Origin of the sequence: Nocardia sp. NPDC006982 (assembly GCF_042869435.1) — a bacterium.
GTDB lineage: Bacteria > Actinomycetota > Actinomycetes > Mycobacteriales > Mycobacteriaceae > Nocardia.
Genome location: NZ_JBIAFV010000012.1, coordinates 171,231 through 189,111, shown reverse-complemented (window position 1 = coordinate 189,111; position 17,881 = coordinate 171,231). Strand labels below are relative to the sequence as shown.

17 protein-coding genes are annotated in these 17,881 nt (G+C 65.3%); 5 read left to right on the top strand and 12 right to left on the bottom strand.

Annotated features, from left to right (window positions below; translation table 11 throughout):
* Positions 1-38: 38 nt before the first annotated feature.
* The 4 genes from mftG to mftA all read right to left on the bottom strand — a co-directional run bounded on the left by mftG (position 39) and on the right by mftA (position 4,777).
* Entirely contained in the window at positions 39-1,466 is a 1,428-nt protein-coding gene (mftG, locus tag ACFYOW_RS35665; RefSeq protein WP_387294434.1) for a mycofactocin system GMC family oxidoreductase MftG, read from the bottom strand.
* Between the two features lie 42 nt (positions 1,467-1,508).
* Entirely contained in the window at positions 1,509-2,909 is a 1,401-nt protein-coding gene (gene mftF / locus ACFYOW_RS35660) for a mycofactocin biosynthesis glycosyltransferase MftF (RefSeq protein ID WP_040695816.1), read from the bottom strand.
* Between the two features lie 231 nt (positions 2,910-3,140).
* Positions 3,141-4,688, bottom strand: coding sequence for a mycofactocin radical SAM maturase (mftC, locus tag ACFYOW_RS35655; protein ID WP_387294478.1), 1,548 nt, complete (start codon positions 4,686-4,688; stop codon positions 3,141-3,143).
* A gap of 14 nt (positions 4,689-4,702) precedes the next feature.
* A complete protein-coding gene (gene mftA, locus ACFYOW_RS35650) occupies positions 4,703-4,777 on the bottom strand; it encodes a mycofactocin precursor MftA (protein WP_245720762.1) in 75 nt (24 codons plus the stop codon).
* A 374-nt stretch (positions 4,778-5,151) separates the two neighbouring features.
* On the opposite strand from mftA, the gene mftR2 reads away from it, so the two are divergent.
* Both mftR2 and ACFYOW_RS35640 read left to right on the top strand, forming a co-directional pair.
* Positions 5,152-5,790, top strand: coding sequence for a mycofactocin system transcriptional regulator MftR2 (gene mftR2, locus ACFYOW_RS35645; RefSeq protein ID WP_387294433.1), 639 nt, complete (start codon positions 5,152-5,154; stop codon positions 5,788-5,790).
* Positions 5,791-5,842: 52 nt separating this feature from the next.
* Positions 5,843-6,898, top strand: coding sequence for a 2Fe-2S iron-sulfur cluster-binding protein (locus tag ACFYOW_RS35640; protein WP_387294432.1), 1,056 nt, complete (start codon positions 5,843-5,845; stop codon positions 6,896-6,898).
* A gap of 14 nt (positions 6,899-6,912) precedes the next feature.
* Here the strand turns inward: ACFYOW_RS35640 and ACFYOW_RS35635 are convergent, their stop codons facing one another.
* Genes ACFYOW_RS35635 through ACFYOW_RS35625 form a run of 3 tightly spaced genes read right to left on the bottom strand, consistent with a single transcriptional unit; the run spans position 6,913 to position 9,639 of the window.
* The gene (locus tag ACFYOW_RS35635) at positions 6,913-7,662 is read right to left on the bottom strand and encodes a DNA alkylation repair protein (protein ID WP_387294431.1); all 750 of its coding nucleotides are present in this window, start codon (positions 7,660-7,662) and stop codon (positions 6,913-6,915) included.
* Positions 7,649-8,410, bottom strand: a complete 762-nt coding sequence (locus ACFYOW_RS35630) for a glutamate racemase (RefSeq protein WP_387294430.1) — start codon at positions 8,408-8,410, stop codon at positions 7,649-7,651. Before ACFYOW_RS35630 ends, ACFYOW_RS35635 begins: the two co-directional genes overlap by 14 nt.
* A gap of 29 nt (positions 8,411-8,439) precedes the next feature.
* Positions 8,440-9,639 carry an NAD(P)/FAD-dependent oxidoreductase gene (locus ACFYOW_RS35625; protein WP_387294429.1) on the bottom strand — a complete coding sequence of 400 codons (1,200 nt, stop codon included), beginning with the start codon at positions 9,637-9,639 and terminating at the stop codon, positions 8,440-8,442.
* Between the two features lie 301 nt (positions 9,640-9,940).
* On the opposite strand from ACFYOW_RS35625, the gene ACFYOW_RS35620 reads away from it, so the two are divergent.
* The 3 genes from ACFYOW_RS35620 to ACFYOW_RS35610 all read left to right on the top strand — a co-directional run bounded on the left by ACFYOW_RS35620 (position 9,941) and on the right by ACFYOW_RS35610 (position 12,230).
* Positions 9,941-10,297, top strand: a complete 357-nt coding sequence (locus tag ACFYOW_RS35620) for an SPW repeat protein (protein ID WP_063037083.1) — start codon at positions 9,941-9,943, stop codon at positions 10,295-10,297.
* Complete coding sequence (locus tag ACFYOW_RS35615; RefSeq protein ID WP_387294428.1) at positions 10,297-10,926, top strand: TetR/AcrR family transcriptional regulator; 630 nt, start codon at positions 10,297-10,299, stop codon at positions 10,924-10,926. The genes ACFYOW_RS35620 and ACFYOW_RS35615 overlap by 1 nt, the downstream gene beginning before the upstream one ends.
* Before the next feature lie 107 nt (positions 10,927-11,033).
* The gene (locus ACFYOW_RS35610; RefSeq protein ID WP_387294477.1) at positions 11,034-12,230 is read left to right on the top strand and encodes a lipase family protein; all 1,197 of its coding nucleotides are present in this window, start codon (positions 11,034-11,036) and stop codon (positions 12,228-12,230) included.
* On the opposite strand, the gene ACFYOW_RS35605 is transcribed toward ACFYOW_RS35610, so the two are convergent.
* From ACFYOW_RS35605 to rpsL, 5 genes are all read right to left on the bottom strand, one after another.
* On the bottom strand, positions 12,227-13,036 hold the full coding sequence (locus ACFYOW_RS35605) for an alpha/beta fold hydrolase (protein WP_387294427.1): 810 nt from the start codon (positions 13,034-13,036) through the stop codon (positions 12,227-12,229). The genes ACFYOW_RS35610 and ACFYOW_RS35605 overlap by 4 nt on opposite strands.
* Before the next feature lie 216 nt (positions 13,037-13,252).
* The gene (gene tuf / locus ACFYOW_RS35600) at positions 13,253-14,443 is read right to left on the bottom strand and encodes an elongation factor Tu (protein WP_062983881.1); all 1,191 of its coding nucleotides are present in this window, start codon (positions 14,441-14,443) and stop codon (positions 13,253-13,255) included.
* A 115-nt stretch (positions 14,444-14,558) separates the two neighbouring features.
* On the bottom strand, positions 14,559-16,661 hold the full coding sequence (gene fusA / locus ACFYOW_RS35595) for an elongation factor G (RefSeq protein WP_387294426.1): 2,103 nt from the start codon (positions 16,659-16,661) through the stop codon (positions 14,559-14,561).
* 141 nt (positions 16,662-16,802) lie between these two features.
* Positions 16,803-17,273, bottom strand: coding sequence for a 30S ribosomal protein S7 (gene rpsG, locus ACFYOW_RS35590; protein WP_014353063.1), 471 nt, complete (start codon positions 17,271-17,273; stop codon positions 16,803-16,805).
* A 1-nt stretch (position 17,274) separates the two neighbouring features.
* On the bottom strand, positions 17,275-17,649 hold the full coding sequence (gene rpsL, locus ACFYOW_RS35585; protein WP_014353064.1) for a 30S ribosomal protein S12: 375 nt from the start codon (positions 17,647-17,649) through the stop codon (positions 17,275-17,277).
* Positions 17,650-17,881: the final 232 nt, after the last annotated feature.

Here is a 17,881-nt window from a genome sequence, read left to right as displayed (position 1 = left end):
ACCTCGCGCAAATGTGACCTACCCATCTTCCAGACGCCCTAGGTGAGGTATTCGGCGACGCGTTCGGCAATCAGTACCGTCGTCGCCTGCGGACCGCGACCCAGCGGCACCGGGACAACCGAGAGATCCACCACGGATAAACCGGTCGTGCCGTGCACGCGGCACTGCTCATCGACCACCGCGCGCTCATCGTCCGCACCGCCCATTCGGCAGGTGCCCGACAGATGTTGCGAAGTAGCCAGATTCGCGTGCAGCCACGCGTCATCCGGTATCGATTCCGGCGGGCGCACCATCGGTATCGCGTGCAATATCTCGCGCGCCGCGGTTACCGCATCCCGTAATCGAATCCGATCCGCCGACTCCGATAAGTAGCGGTAATCGATGTGCGGCGGCACGGTCGGATCGGCGGAGCGGAGCCGGAGCACGCCTTCGGAATGCGGGCGCATGAGCGCCACACCCAAACGTTGGGTATACGGGGTAAACGTTACGGCGTACGGACGGATTTCGACATCGTCGAGTTCCAGCACATATTCCAGTGGGATGCCCGCGGCAGTCGAGTGCGACGGATCCGAGCGGTAGTCGATGCCGATCTCGGGGTGATCGCTGAACACGGCGCCGACGGGCGCGGGATGCACCACCGGAATATCGAGCGCCCGAAGTTGTTCCGGATCGCCGATACCCGAGCGCAGCAGCAGCGCCGCGGATTCGATCGCACCCGCGCACAACACGATGCGATCCGCGTCTAGTGCACCCGGCTTGCCCTCGTGCACATAGTCCACCCCGATGGCGCGCGTGCCGTGGAAACGGATGCGGGTCACCACTACGGCGCCGGTCACCGTGAGATTTGGTCGCGCCAGCGCGGGTGCGAGATATGCCGATCCGGTGTCGACGCGCCTACCGTCCTCGATATTCCACGGCACCGGCCCGAAACCATTGGCCGGATCCGTGCCGGGCAGTGCGTTCAGGTCAGGTATGAGTGGCAGGCCGAGTGCCGTACATGCCGAGGCGAATTCCCAGCTCAAGGGCGCGGGAACAGCGGTGCGACGCACCGGTATCGGGCCTGTCGCACCGTGTCCGGGCTGGTCGCCGAAGTCGTGGTCGCGCTCGAGTCGGCGATAGGCGGGCAGCACCGCGTCGAAGGACCAGCCGTCGAGTTCCTTACTCCACGCGGCGAAATCCGCGGCCGTCGCCCGCACGAAGTAGCCGCCGTTGACCGCACCCGATCCGCCGATCACCTTGCCGCGCACGATATTCCCGGTGACCGCACCTGCCAACGTGACGGGATATCGCCACACCCACGGTGATTCGTGCCCGATCGGCATTCGAGTCGCATCGAGCAGTACCGCCGGATCGGCCGACACCGGCCCCGCCTCCAGCAGCCGCACCCGATGCTCCGGGTCCGCGCTCAGCCGGGCCGCAAGTACACACCCGGCCGAGCCACCACCGATGATCAGTGTGTCGATCATCTACATCAGCTCATCGGGTGGTACAGCCATTACACGTTCGATTCAGCTCCGGGGCGTACTCGGCTTGAGCGATTCCAGGCTGCGCGCGCGGAATGCGCCGAGCCACAAGCCCGTTCCGTAGGCGATATCGTCCATCCGCTTGTAGGCCACGTAGCGGAACGGATCGAGCCCGCCCGCGTCGCGATGGGTGAACCAGTCGGCCAGACCGTCCGCCACCGCCATGGTGACCGCGATGCGCCGGACTCGCCGGGAAAGAATCATCGCCAACATGGTGACCGGCCAATAGTGCCGGCACATTGCCGAGGCCAGTCGCCAGATACCCGCGAAATAGCCGCGCGCCAGATAGATCGCCGCGATCCGGGTCGGGTTGTCCAGTCCGGTGAAGACTCGGCGTAGTCGAGCCAGCGCGGTCACCAAGGTGATAAGTCCGCCGAGCAGGCCCCACTTCGTCAGCGTGGCGAACAGCATGGTCGCGACCACCGTCCAGAACGGCACCGACAGCGGCGTGACCATGCCCGCATGCCGCTCGCCCAGCGGCGCGGCGCCAGTGCCGTAGAACAGCTTGCGACCGAACCAGGCGCGGAACGAGATTCGATGATCGTGCGCGACGTGCGCCGCAGGCTCATAGCGCAGCCGCCAGCCCGCCTGCTCCAGCCGCCAGCACAGATCGACGTCCTCGGCCACCTGCATCGTCTCGTCGAATCCGTCCTGCGCGAGCAGCGCCCGGCGGCGCACCAGCATGGCCGCGCTCGGCACATACGAGACCAGTCCGCGCGACTGCACGGCCGATTCGCGCCGTCCGAGATCGAGCGAGGATCGGGTGTGCTCATAGCGCGCGAGCGCGTTCGACTCCGGATCCAGCGCGACGATCCGCGGCGCGACCAGCGCGACCTCCGGATCGCTGAAGTGTCCGAGCATCACCTCGAGCCAGCCGCTGCGCGGGACCACATCGGAGTCCAGGAAGGCGACGAAGTCGGTTGTCGCGGCCCGCAACCCGGCATTGCGCGCGGCGGCCGGCCCCTGTCTGCGGTCGTGGCGCAGCACGGTCACCCGGCAGCGGGTGCCGCGGTTGCGCGGGATCTCGACAGGCTGATCCGAACCGTCGTCGACGACGATCACATTGTGTCCGCGCAATGCCGCGAGCAATCGGGCGAGGCCGTCGGCATTGTTGTGCAGTGGCACGATCACGGTCACATCGTCGAGGGACGGCAGCAAACGGGGGCGCGGATTACCGACGCCGGAGTCGAGCAGCCGTCTGGCAACAACGGCGGACTTCGGGCCGGTGACCTCGAGGTACCCGTCGCCGATCATCTCGGCGGCCTCCGGGGCAAGTCGCAGCAACCGGGCGGGTGAACCCCCGATCAGGATGCGTCCCCCGGAGTATGCGCGTACCCGTGGATCGATCCGCACCCCGAATCCGTCGGGTAGGCGATCGTGGCGCATTCCTGGCATGTTAGGCGGTGATTCGCGCATTGGCACCATCAGTCCGGAAAAAAGGACGGAATTCCGCACGAATCCGCCCGTGTGGCGCAAGAACTCCCGCCGAATCGTGTCTTCGGCGGGTCGCAAGCGACTCGCCGAAGACAGCTGGCAACGCGAGGGCAATCATCGATTTGCCACGCGATAGCCATCGTCGATCAACGGGATAGCGCATAACTAGCTACCGGGCCGACATCAGTTCAGCGGACTTTCATCGCAGGCCCGCGCGGGGCGCCGCTCCGGCGAAAGGCGATCGGGTGCCGGCCGAGATACCGACAGTGTCAGCGGAATCGGTCCCGACTTACGCGAGCCGGGTCGGCTCGGCGCAATGCGCCGGGAGTGGTCCACCGACGAACGCGGAATCATCCGCCCGGCATCGGCCAGCGCCGCCTCGCCGTAGCCCTGGACGCATTCCGGATCCGGTCCGTCGGCGGGCAGGCCGGTGAAGAACTTCGCCGCCATGCAGCCACCGCGGCAGGAGTCGTAGTGCGCGCAGCCGGAGCACGCACCGCCGCCGCTCGGCTCGCGCAGTTCCGCGAAGAGGTCCGATTCCTGCCAGACGGTGCGGAAACCGCCGTCCGCCACCACATTTCCGGCGAGGAACTTGTCGTGGATGGCGAAGGGACAGGCATAGACATCGCCGAGCGGATCCACCAGGCAGACCACCCGGCCCGCGCCGCACATATTCAATCCGGGCAGCGCCGAACCGAAGGCGGAGAGATGGAAGAACGAGTCGCCGGTGAGCACGCCCTCGCCGTTGCGCACCAGCCAGTCGTAAAGCACTCGTTGCTGTTCCGGCAGCGGATGCAGTTCGTCCCAAACATCGGCGCCGCGTCCCGAGGGCCGCAGGCGAGTCAAACGCAGTGTGGCGCCGTACTTGTCGGCGATCGCCTTGAACTCGTCGAGCTGGGCGATATTGTGCCGGGTCGCGACCACGGAGAGTTTCGCGTCCGCGAATCCCGCGGCCGCCAGATTCTCCAGCGCCCTGATCGCCATGGCATAGGAACCCGGTCCGCGCACGGCATCGTTGACCTCGGCGTCCGCGCCGTCCAACGAAATCTGTACGTCCACATAGTCACTGGCGGCCAAGCGCGCGGCGACCTCGGGGGTGATCCGAACTCCATTGGTGGAGAACTTCACTCCGACATGGTGCGCGGTCGCGTAGTCGACGATCTCCCAAAAGTCCGGGCGCACAGTCGGTTCCCCGCCGCCTATATTCACATAGAAGATCTGCATGCGCTCGAACTCGTCGATAAGCGCCTTGCACTGCTCGGTGCTCAGCTCGCGCGGATCGCGGCGGCCCGAGGACGACAGGCAATGCACGCAGGACAGGTTGCAGGCGTAAGTCAACTCCCACGTCAGGCAGATCGGTGCGGCCAAACCGTTTTCGAACTTATCGATCAGTCGCCCACCGGTGACGGCAGACGGCTGCCCGGCGAGCGACAGTGGCGCGACCGCGGGGATCGGCGCACTGCCCGGCGCGGCCTGCCTGATAATGTCGGAGTCGGCCAGCTGATCCAATGCCCGGACATACTGTCCGGCTTGGTCATCCGTGACGCCCGCCGCATGCAGGGCCGCGCGTGCCGAGACGTGCGCGGGCAGCGACCGCACGATCTCGAGTATCCGGGGACTCTTCAGAAACGAGAGCTTGCGGGTGCCGAAGTGGTAGAGCAGCGCGCCGAAGGACTCCGGCCGCAGCGCCACCCGCGGATGCAGCTCCCATCGGGTATCGAGATCGAGCATGGTCGCGGCGCCCGTCAGTAGACGCCGCACATACCGTCGATGGAGACCTCTTCGATGAGGGTCTCCTCGACCAGCGGCGCTTCCTCGATCGAACGGGACTCGGCCGCCCCGATCCGTCCGGTGTTGTCGGTATCGGTGTGTCCGATGGATCCGTACTCCGGCATGCCTACCTCCGAGATGTGACCGGGTTCCGCGGCCACTGCTGTAGCCGTCATCACACAATAACGTCACGAGCTGACAAAATGGAACAGGGGATGCGCGGCTCCCGCTCAACGCCCGCGCGGACGCACGCCGACCCACTCACAGCCGCGCGCTCTAGACTGCGGGTGGCAAGCAGCTGAACAGGACGTGACGGGCGATTCGACCCGCAGTGGTAGAGGTGGCATGGGAGTCGGACGAATGCAGACGAGCGGGGGCGGCGGCAATACCCCGCGGTGCGAGCTCAAGGCCCGGAGGCGGAAGCTTGCGTAACCACGTAGGGCCTGGGAGCACCGCAAGTAGGACACTGTCGGAGTCCGAGATCGTCGAGGCCGCGTTGCGGGTGGTACGTGAGGACGGTGTGGAGAAGCTGTCGATGCGACGGCTCTCCCGTGAGCTCGGCGTTTCCCCGATGGCGCCGTACTACTACGTCGCGGATAAACGCGAGCTGCTCGATCTCGTCGCCACCGCGGCGCTGACCGGAGTTCGCAAACCACCGGCCGATTCCGGACCGTGGCAGCAGCGGCTGCGCGATCTGATCGATCAGATCGATGAGAAACTGCGCAAGCATCCCGGACTCGGCGATGTACTGATCGAACAGATGCTGGGCAAACAGCTCGACCTGATCGCCGCGATCATGGAGATCCTGCTCGAGGCCGGTTTCAACGATCGCAATGTGCTCGCCGGGTACGCGACGATCCACACATACTTGTTCGGCCGCCGCCGGGTGAACCCGAGGGAGCCACAGCCGCTGGCGGATGTCGCATTGCCCGAGTCGGTGGCACGAGCCACCAAATACATGCCCGACCTGCGCGGAAAGTACGCCTACGACTTCGGCATGGAGGTACTGATCGCCGGTCTCGAGGCCCAGCTTGTCCGTCAGCCCGATCCCGACGTACGATGAAACTGAAACACGTTCTAGTTTTGGTTCGGTTCGAGAGGACGAGAGCTCAGTCATGACCACCGTCGAGGTTCCACACGGTTCGCGTTCGGTCGTGCTGCGGGTAGCCGCGGTCATCACCGAGACGCCGGACACCTGTTCGCTGGTCTTCGACGTCCCCGACGACCAGCGTGAGCGTTTCAGCTATCAACCGGGCCAGTTCCTCACCCTGCGCATCCCGAGCGATCTGACCGGCTCGGTGGCTCGGTGCTATTCGCTGGCCAGCTCGCCGTACACCGACGACAAGCCCAAGGTGACCGTCAAGCGCACCGTGGGCGGCTACGGGTCGAACTGGGTGTGCGACAACGTCAAAGCGGGCGACGCGATCGAAGCGCTGCCGCCCTCCGGCGTTTTCACGCCGAAGGATCTCGATGACGATCTGCTGCTGTTCGGCGCGGGCAGCGGCATCACGCCGGTGATGTCCATCCTGAAGTCGGCGCTGGCGCGCGGCGGCGGCCGAATCGTATTGATCTACGCCAATCGCGATCACGAGTCGGTGATCTTCGCGGGCGAGCTGCGCGAATTGGCCGAGAAGCATACGCAGCGGCTCACCGTGATCCACTGGCTCGAGCACCTGCAGGGACTGCCGACCGCCGACGGTTTGGCCGCCCTGGTCGAGCCGTACACGAGCTACCACGCGTTCATGTGCGGGCCCAAGCCGTTCATGGACCGGGTGCACGACGCACTCGCCCAGCTCGAAGTGCCGCGCTCACGCACCCACGCCGAAGTGTTCAATTCCCTTGCCGGAGACCCGTTCGCGGATCAGGCGCCGGTCGAGGTGACCGACGAGGAGGCGGCCGATGCGGCCACCGTCGAGGTCGAACTCGACGGCGAGGTGCACGAGCTGAAGTGGCCGCGCAAGCAGACTCTGGTCGACATCATGCTGTCGAAGGGTCTGGATGTGCCGTACTCCTGCCAGGAGGGCGAATGCGGTTCCTGTGCGTGCACGGTACTCGAGGGCAAGGTCGAAATGGACAATGCCGAAATCCTCGATCCGGAGGATATCGAGAACGGCTATATCCTCGGCTGCCAGGCGCATCCGGTCACCGATCACCTGCGCATCCAATTCTGAGCCCCGGTGGGGGTTTACAGTTCGCGATAGTGGACGCGTAAGGCGGGATCGAGGCGTTCGGTCGCGTAACTCAGTGCGGTGCGGCCCATTTGCGCCGCGTGCTTGTCGAGGAAGCCGGTGAGCAGTTGCTCGTCGACGCGCTTGCCGACCTCGCGCAACATCCAGCCGAGCGCCTTCTGGATCAGGTCGCGACGGTCGTCGAGTAACCGTTCACCGAGTTCGAAGGTGGTCGAGGCATCGCCTGCCTTGATGAACGCGAAGGTGGTCAGCAGCGCTACCCGGCGCTCCCAGAGCGAGTCCGCGCCTGCGAGTTCGAAGAGCAGGTCGCGGGGTCGATCGAGTAGCCAAGGGCCGATGATGTTTTCGGCGGACACGTCGACCAGATCCCAGTTGTTCACCCGGCCTCGGCGCACCGCGGCGAGGTAGAACTCGACCATCGCCGCCTGCGCATCGATATCGAGCGTGCGTGGTTTGGCCGCCTCGGCGAATCTGGCATTGAGGATGATCAGCGCGGCCAGGCGGTCCTCGTGCACGGCACTGTTCAGCAGTGTGTCGATCTCGTCGAGCGGAAGTGCCGCAAAGCGTTTCGCGATCGATCGCGTCACGGGCACACGCACACCGAGGAAGACATCGCCCTCGCCGTACTCAGCGGGCCCGGTCTTGAAGAACCGCTGCAGATGGCTGGCATCGGCCGGGTCGGCGACCTCGGCCAGCGCCGCATGCACATCGGCGGCGGTCGGCAGTGCCGCGCTACCCCTGGGCACCCAGAATCCGACCAGACTCGAAAGCCGCCGCGCTGGTGGGCAATTCACCCGGCCGACCGCTGTTGCGCACCCGCACCTCACCGTTGCCGGTGGTCGGGCGGTCGAGTGCCTCCATCCGCCGAATCGTCTGCGCCGCAACGGCTTGCGCGCTGTCGAACAGTCGCACGCCGTCCGGCAGTGCGGCCACAATGGCATCGATGACCAGCGGATAGTGCGTGCAGCCGAGCACCACACCTTCCACATCGTCGGGCGTCTGTTCGGCCGCGCGCGCAATCGAATCACGAGCAGCGACCAGATCACCGCGATCGATCGAATCCGCCAGACCATGGCAGGCGATGCCGACGACCTTCGCATCGCCGCCGAAGCGGGCGATCAGATCAGCCTGATAGCGGCTGGCCGTGGTCGCCGCGGTCGCCCACACCGCGACCGATTTGCATACCGCCGCGGCGGGTTTGATCGCGGGGACCGTGCCGACCACCGGAATACCCGGTCCGACCTCGGCGCGCACCTCGTCCAGGGCGGTGACGCTGGCCGTATTGCACGGCAGCACGAGCACTTCCGCACCGAGCCGCACCGAGCTCCGCGCGGCGTCGACCACCCGGTCGGTCACCCACTGTTCCGGCTTGGGCCCCCACGGCGCGCCATCGGGGTCCAACTGGAGTAGCAGGTCGACATCGGGCCGCAGCTTGCGCAGCCAGGCGGCCGTGGGCAGCAACCCCAGCCCGGAATCGATGAGCGCGACGATCACCCGACCACCGTATTACAACGGCACAATCGCTACGGCTGGGCGGCCTCTAGCAGGTCCGCGACCGGCGCACCGGCGGCGATCTTCGCGCGGACCTTCATCACCTGAGCGGTCTTTCCGGCGCCGACCACACCGGTCAGATTGCCGTGCTGCGAGTAGTAGGCGAGGAATTTGCGGCCGTCGTCGGAGACGATGTGGATCTCGTCATCAGCGCTCGGGGTGCCGAGCGCCTGGATCTTCACGTCGTACTGATCGCTCCAGAAGTACGGCACCCGTGCCGCGGTCGGCAGTTCCGCGCCCAGCAGCGCACACGCCAGCAGCCGCGCCTGCTCACCGGCATTGGTCCAGTGCTCGACGCGCTTGCGCTGCCCGGTCTCGTGCAGCCAGGCCGACACATCGCCGACCGCCCACACACGCTCGACCGAGGTACGTCCCACCTCGTCCGCGAGTACGCCGCCACCGGCCGATGGTTCGGCGAGTGCGATACCGGAATCGGCGAGCCATTCGGTCACCGGCCGGGAACCGACACCGATGACCACCAGATCGGCGGCCACCTCGCTGCCGTCGGAGAGCCGGGCGCCGCGCACTCGATCGTCAACAGAGAGGAAGGTGTCCAGGCCGGTTTCGCAGCGCAGATCCACGCCCTCGTCACGATGCATGCGCGCGACCAGCGCACCGATCTCCGCGCCGAGCACCGAGGCCAGCGGCGTCGGCTGTGGTTCCACCAGTACGACCTCGACGCCGCCGGCCCGGAAGCTCGCCGCGAGTTCACAACCGATGAATCCGGCCCCGACCACCAGGGCGGTACCCGCACCGGACAATTCGTCGCGCAGTGCGGCGGCGTCGGCATAGCCGCGCAGGACATGCACGCCCTTCAGATCCGGCAGCCCGGGCAGGCGACGCGGCCGCAGACCGGTCGCGATGATCAGCTGGTCGTAGTCGAGCGTGCCGCCGTCGGCCAGGCGCACCTGGTGCGCGGCGGTGTCGACGCCGACCGCCTCGGTATTCAGCCGCAGGTCGATCTGCTTCTCGTCGAAGAATTCGGCGGGGCGCAGGGTGGTGTCGTCGGTTTCGCCGCGTACGAACTGCTTGGACAGCGGCGGGCGATCGTAGGGCAGCCGCGACTCCTCGCCGACGAGGAGCAACTCACCCTCGTACCCGGCCCGGCGCAATTCCTCCGCCGTGCGCAAACCGGCAAGACCAGCTCCGATGATCACAATCGGCCCGTTCATACCGCCACCTCGCTGCGCTCGGCTCCGCCATGACCGGGCCACCCGGCTCTGTTCATGGTTCGCTCGCTCACGCGACCTTCCCTTCGTAGTGCCTGGCAGGCGCCGGGTCGAGTTGGCATCCGTCACCGAGGGTGACGCAGCTAACCCTAACCTTTGCTTGGGCGCGAATCGCCGTGAGGGCGGTCACTCCGCACTACCCGACCTATCGGTGCGCAATCGTGTCCATACCTATATTGATCGGGCGGTCAATCAGAGTTAGATCTGAGTAGGGAGAACAATTCAGAGCCTGAGGAGGCACCCCATGTTCACCGAAAGTCGCGCGCAGGACTTCCTGGCCGTTGTGCTGGGCGTCTTTACCGCGCTGTCACCCCTGTGGGTGACCCACAACGACAACGCCATGTGGACGCTGATCGTGCTCGGCGTACTAATCGCCCTCACCGGCCTGGCGCAGATGTACCGAGCGAGCCTGACGGCCGCCGACTACGCGATGGGCCTGTTCGGCGCGTTGCTGTTCATCTCCCCGTGGGCGATGGACTACACCGACTACCGCGGCGCATCCTGGACCGCATGGGTAGTGGGCGTAGTGACGGTAGTGGTCGCGGTGGCGGCGCTGCCGACGGTGTCGGGCCGGTTGCACGACATGGCGCCGCATCACTGATGCAGATGCCGAAAGCCCGGCGAGGCGGGCGTCGTCGTAGCGCGAAAGTCGACGGCGACGCCCGTCAGCTCATTCTCGATGCGGCGGAACGACTTTTCGCGGCACAGGGATTCGACGCGACCGCGACAGCGGCCATTGCCGAGGGCGCCGGTGTCCCCAAGGGTCTGGTCTTCTATTACTTCCCCACCAAGGATTCGATCCTGTCCGCACTGATGGCCGAGCGGGTACCCGCCCAGCCGATCGCCGATATCGGCACCGTGGTCGCACCAGGCGATCCGGCGGCCAGTCTGATCAATCTCGATGCCGCGCTCAATCTGCGCGATCACCATTCGTCGGTGCTGCGCGTGATCATGTGGCGCGAGGCCGATACCCATCCCGACGTGCGCCGGCAATTGCGCCGCCTGCGCGATCAACTACTCGACGTCACCGCCCGGGTGCTGCAGGCCAGCGCGCCCGGCCCGGTCCAGCCCGGCACGTTGCGCGCGTGTGCCGCAGCCTGGGTTTCGGCGATGTTCGCTATTGCCAGCAGCGATCGGCTGCATGCGCTCGACGGACTGCCGCTGCCGACGGCGGATGAAATCTGCAATGTCGCCCAGGTTGTCGCGGCGGGTATGACCCAGCTCGGCTGAGCACCGAAATCTGAAAGACTCGTGTTCTCAATACGAGTCCACCGTGCGTGATACAAGTTCCAATTGTGGAGATCAATCGAATCATTCGAGATCTCACCGGTCTCGCGATGCGCGCAGTGCTTGTCGGCCTGCTGGTCGGCGCTTCGACGACAGTCCTGGGCGGAACCGAGGCCCAGGCCGCACCGACTTATCCGGATCCGGATCCAGACCCTTTCTATGCGGCGCCACCCGACCTGGCGAATAAGAAACCGGGAGACGTGCTCGCGACGCGGCAGTTGCCGCCTATATTGATCTTTCCCGATACCACCGTCACGCTGATCGAATTCCGTTCGACGAATTCCACCGGCCGACCGATCGCGGCGACGACCACGGTGCTGACACCGCGCTCACATCAACCCGATGGGCCGGTGCTGTCCTATCAGCACATCATCAACGGCCTCGGGGCGAAGTGCGCGGTTTCCCACGTGCTGTACACCTCCGATCCGAATCTGCAGGTCCGCGAGGCGATATTGCTCAACGCCCTGCTGCTGAGCGGGTGGAGCATCGCGCTGCCCGATCACCTGGGACCGACCTTCGCCTACGGTGCGGCCCGGCTCGGCGGCCAGATCACCCTGGACGGAATTCGCGCCGTGCGCCGGGTCCCCGAACTCGCCGCCGCGCGCAGCCGGATCACGATGGCCGGATATTCCGGCGGCGGTATGGCCACCGCATTCGCCGCCGCGATGGCACCGAAGTACGCACCGGAACTCGAGATCGCGGGCGCCGCGACCGGTGGCGTCCCGATGAATCTGGTGAAAATGCTGGAGGCGGTCGACTTCAATCCGCATCCGGCATTCGGACTGCTGATGGCGGCCGCTATCGGACTGGAACGGGAATACCCGGACCGATTTCCGATCAGCAACTATCTGAACAAACGTGGTGTGGCGGCACGCAATGCCATCGCCAACGGCTGCACCAATGAAATCCTCACCACCGGCGCGGGACACAGCGTTCGGGATTACGCGAGCAGTACGACGATGATCGGTGACCGCAACGCCAGGGCCGTGGTCGAGGAGAACAGTCTGGAACTGTTCGACGGAATCCCGAAAATACCGATATTCGAATGGCATTCGCCCAGTGATCCGCTCATCCCGACCGATTCGATCCTGAATGTGGACCGACGCTACTGTGCGGCCGGAGTGCCGCTGCAGGCCGAACTCACCTTCGCCCCCGAACACCTGAGCGCCGCCATCCTCGGCATCCCCTCCGCGCTCTCCTGGCTTGCCGCGCGCTTCCGCGGCGAACCGGCGCCGAGCAACTGCTAGTCGGCGAGAAACGCGACGACGTCGGGAACGAACCGCTTCACGACCCCGATATGGGTTGTTTCCGGGTAGATGATCAAGTGCGAGTCCGGGATTCCGTCCGCGGTACGACGGAAGGTCTCGGTGCTGTAGGCGCCGTCGCGGTCGCCGCCCAGGACGAGCGTAGGCGCGGTGATATCGCCGAGCCGACCGGCGAGGTCGAAAGCATCCTCGGCACGGATGAAAGCCAGTGTGTCCGCCGGATTCTTGGGGCGCGCAAGGGGATCGGCCAACCACATACCCGCCGCGGCAATGCGCTGCGCGATCGGCGAGGTGGAGCCGACGGCGGCCATATGGTGCAGTGCGCGCCTACCCGCATAGGCCGCCTCGCCGTAGGCCAGTTGCGCCGCGCGAGTGGCATTTTCCAGGGTGTAGCCAGATGAGGCGATGATCAGCCTGCGCACCGCGGCAGGTCGATCCGCCGCGAGTTGCAGCGCAAGCGATCCACCCGAGGAGACACCGAGAACATCGACAGGCGCGCCGAATTCGGCCAGCAATGCGTCCGCGTGCTCGGCGGCGATATCGGCCATCGTCGTCCCCTCGGCCATACCGGGCGCGCGGTTCACCGCATACACCCGAAAATGCGCCGCGAGCGGTGCCAACGTCTTGATTTCGGACTGCCGCATCCACCCGGTCGGATTGGCGTGATCCGGGGTGAACCATCGCAGGAATACCAGCGGCCGCCCGGCTCCGAGCGCGAGATACGGCATACCGTGCACCAACGTGCCCTCGGTGACGTCGAGCGCGCTGGCCAGCGCCGAACTCCTCATTGCATCCTCCGATCAACCGGTCTTTACCCCTTTTGCCCGACGTTAACCAAAGTGGCGGTGACACGCGATGACCACCGACGTCATGGACAGGAATACCGTTCCCCCGGCAGGACGCACCGAAAACCCGAGCGGCGCCGCACCTTTCGATGCGGCGCCCGAAATGCCGAACGGCGCCGCCCCTTTCGGAGCGACGCCGTTCGAAAGCGATTCAGGGAATCACTTGATGATCTTCGTGACGCGACCGGCGCCGACGGTGCGGCCACCCTCGCGGATCGCGAAGCGCAGACCCTCGTCCATGGCGACCGGCTGGATCAGCTTGACGGACATCTCGGTGTTGTCACCGGGCATGACCATCTCGGTGCCCTCGGGCAGGGTCACAACGCCTGTCACGTCCGTGGTACGGAAGTAGAACTGCGGACGGTAGTTGTTGAAGAACGGGGTGTGGCGGCCACCCTCGTCCTTGGACAGGATGTAGGCCTGACCCTCGAACTCGGTGTGCGGGGTGGTGGTGCCCGGCTTCACGACGACCTGGCCACGCTCGACATCTTCGCGCTTGATACCACGAACCAGCAGACCGACGTTGTCACCGGCCTGGCCCTGGTCGAGCAGCTTGCGGAACATCTCGATACCGGTGACGGTGGTCTTGGTGCTCTTCTCGCGGATGCCGACGATCTCGACTTCCTCGTTCACGTTGATCACACCGCGCTCGACACGACCGGTGACGACGGTGCCACGACCGGTGATCGTGAAGACGTCCTCGACCGGCATCAGGAACGGCTTGTCGGTCTCACGAACCGGGTCCGGGATGGACTCGTCAACCGCGGCCATGAGCTCGAGCACCGACTCGGTCCACTTCGGGTCGCCCTCGAGCGCCTTCAGACCGGAAACGCGCACGACCGGCGCTTCCTCGTCGAACTCCTGCGAGGCCAGCAGCTCGCGGACCTCCATCTCGACGAGTTCGAGGATCTCGTCGTCGTCGACCATGTCGGCCTTGTTCAGCGCGACCAGGATGTAGGGCACACCGACCTGACGGGCGAGCAGCACGTGCTCACGGGTCTGCGGCATCGGGCCATCGGTCGCGGCGACCACGAGGATGGCACCGTCCATCTGCGCCGCACCGGTGATCATGTTCTTGATGTAGTCGGCGTGACCCGGCGCGTCGACGTGTGCGTAGTGGCGCTTCTCCGTCTGGTACTCGACGTGGGAGATGTTGATCGTGATACCACGAGCCTTCTCCTCCGGCGCCTTGTCGATCTGATCGAAGGCAAAGCTCTCGTTCAGATCCGGGTACTTGTCAGCCAGCACCTTGGTGATCGCTGCGGTCAGCGTGGTCTTGCCGTGGTCGACGTGACCGATGGTGCCGATGTTGACGTGCGGCTTCGTCCGCTCGAACTTCGCCTTCGCCACTTGGTGTCCTCCTGGACTTGTTGGTGCGTGCAGTTGCAGCAGTGCGGTTTACATATTGGGGGTCGTGCATGACTCCCGGCTGATAGGGGCAAGTCTTGCACCTGCCCCAATCGACTTATTCGCCGGTCGCCTTGGCGATGATCTCCTTCGACACGTTGGCCGGAACCTCCGCGTACGAATCGAACACCATGGAGTAGTTCGCCCGGCCCTGGGTCTTCGACCGCAGGTCACCGATGTAACCGAACATCTCCGAGAGCGGAACCAGCGCCTTGACGACACGGGCACCACTGCGTTCCTCCATGGCCTGGATCTGGCCACGGCGGGAATTCAGGTCGCCGATCACATCGCCCATGTAATCCTCGGGCGTGATGACCTCGACCGCCATCAGCGGTTCGAGGATCACCGGACCGGCCTTACGGGCCGCTTCTTTCAGGGCCTGCGAGCCAGCGATCTTGAAGGCCATTTCCGACGAGTCGACGTCGTGGTAAGCGCCGTCGAGCAGCGTGACCTTCAGGTTCACCAGCGGGTAGCCCGCGAGCACACCGTACTGCATGGCATCCTGCGCACCCGCGTCCACCGAAGGGATGTATTCGCGGGGCACGCGGCCACCGGTGACCTTGTTCTCGAACTCGTAGGTCGCGCCGTCCTCGCCGACGAACGGCTCGAGGGCGATGATGACCTTCGCGAACTGGCCGGAGCCACCCGTCTGCTTCTTGTGGGTGAACTCGAGCTTCTCGACCGGCTTGGTGATCGTCTCGCGGTAGGCCACCTGCGGCTTGCCGACGTTCGCCTCGACCTTGAACTCGCGTCGCATGCGGTCCACGAGGATGTCGAGGTGCAGCTCGCCCATGCCGCCGATGACGGTCTGGCCGGTCTCCTGGTCGAGCTTGACCGAGAAGGTCGGGTCCTCTTCGGACAGACGCTGGATCGCGGTGCCCAGCTTCTCCTGGTCGGACTTGGTCTTGGGCTCGATCGAGACCTCGATGACCGGGTCCGGGAAGGTCATGGACTCGAGCACGATCTGGTTCTGCGGATCGCACAGGGTGTCACCGGTGGTGGTGTCCTTCAGGCCGATGACCGCGTAGATGTGGCCCGCGACGGCCTCGGTGACCGGGTTCTCCTTGTTGGAGTGCATCTGGAACAGCTTGCCCAGACGCTCCTTCTTGCCCTTGGTCGAGTTGATGACCTGGGCACCGGAGTCGACCTTGCCCGAGTACACGCGGACGTAGGTCAGCTTGCCGAAGAAGGGGTGCACGGCGATCTTGAACGCCAGCGCCGAGAACGGCTCGCTGGTGTTCGCGTCGCGGTGGATGATCTCCTCTTCCTTGCCCGGGACATGGCCGTCGGTGCCACCGTCGTCCAGCGGGGTCGGCAGGTAGTCGATCACGGCGTCGAGCATGGGCTGCACGCCCTTGTTCTTGAACGCCGAACCGCACAGGATCGGGTAGAGCTCGGAGTTGACCGTCATCTTGCGGATGGCGCCCTTGATCTCCTCGATCGAGAGCTCCTCGCCGCCGAAGAACTTCTCCAGCAGCGCCTCATCCGATTCGGCGACGGTCTCGAGCAGCTCCTGGCGGTACTGCTCGGCCTTCTCCTTCAGATCGGCCGGGATCTCTTCGATCTCGTACTTCTCGCCGAGCTTGGTCTCGCCCTTCCAGACCTTGGCGTGCATCTCGACCAGGTCGACGATGCCCTCGAAGGTGTCCTCGGCGCCGATCGGGAGCTGGATGACCAACGGCTTGGCGCCGAGACGGTCCTTGATGGTCTGCACGGTGAAGTAGAAATCCGCACCGAGCTTGTCCATCTTGTTGACGAAGCAGATCCGAGGCACGCCGTACTTATCGGCCTGACGCCACACCTGCTCGGACTGCGGCTCGACGCCTTCCTTGCCGTCGAACACCGCAACGGCGCCGTCGAGCACGCGCAGCGACCGCTCCACCTCGACGGTGAAGTCGACGTGCCCGGGGGTGTCGATGATGTTGATCTGGTTGTCGTTCCAGAAGCATGTGGTGGCCGCGGAGGTGATGGTGATACCACGCTCCTGCTCCTGCTCCATCCAGTCCATGGTGGCGGCGCCATCGTGGACTTCACCGATCTTGTAGGTGATGCCGGTGTAGAAGAGGATGCGTTCAGTTGTGGTCGTCTTGCCCGCATCAATGTGGGCCATGATGCCGATGTTGCGGACCTTGTTCAGGTCGGTGAGCACGTCCTGTGCCACGGAAATCTTCCCCGCTCGTAGCTAGTTGGGATTCTCGGGGACGACCGGCGTGGTCGTCTCTATGTCAACGCCGGAAGCGGCAGGTAAGTGCCGCTTTCCGACTGTGCCTCCCGACCCAGAAAACGACGGGCCGGGCAGACGTCACCAGCGGTAGTGCGCGAAGGCCCGGTTGGACTCGGCCATCTTGTGGGTGTCCTCACGACGCTTCACCGAAGCGCCCAGGCCGTTGCTGGCGTCGAGCAGCTCGTTGGCGAGGCGCTCGACCATGGTCTTCTCCCGACGGGCGCGCGAGAAGTTCACCAGCCAGCGCAGCGCCAGGGTGTTGGCGCGGCCGGGACGAACCTCGACCGGCACCTGGTAGGTGGCACCACCCACGCGGCGGGGCTTCACCTCGAGGGACGGCTTGACGTTGTCGAGCGCGCGCTTGAGGGTGACGACCGGATCGGTACCGGTCTTCTCGCGCGCCTGCTCCAGCGCGCCGTAGACGATGCGCTCTGCGGTGGACTTCTTGCCGTCCAGCAGGATCTTGTTGACCAGCTGAGTAACCAGCGGCGAACCGTAGACCGGGTCGTTGATCAGCGGACGCTTGGGTGCGGGGCCCTTGCGTGGCATATCAGCTCTTCTCCTTCTTGGCGCCGTAACGGCTGCGGGCCTGCTTGCGGTTCTTCACACCCTGGGTGTCGAGCGAGCCACGGATGATCTTGTAGCGGACACCCGGAAGGTCCTTCACACGACCGCCGCGAACGAGCACCATCGAGTGCTCCTGCAGGTTGTGGCCCTCACCCGGGATGTAGGCCGTGACCTCGACCGCGCTGGTCAGGCGAACACGCGCGACCTTGCGCAGCGCGGAGTTCGGCTTCTTCGGGGTGGTGGTGTACACGCGGGTGCACACGCCACGACGCTGCGGGCTCCCCTTGAGGGCCGCGGTCTTGGTCTTGGCGACCTTGTCACGACGACCCTTGCGGACCAGCTGGTTGATGGTTGGCATAGACCGGCTTTCCTTAATTAGTTAACGCGGTGTCTGGAACTTCATGTCTTTGTCATCGAGCTTTCACTCGCACGTCCGGCCGCGTTTCTCGCGTCCCGAGGTCGGGCGTGTCGCACGCAAGACATATCCCGAATTCCGGGCACGCCGGAAAGGTCAGCCGCTCTCGCTGGCCTACGTTTGCGCACGAACTTGCCCGCATGCTTCCGGGCACAGCGATCCACGATACTCGTGA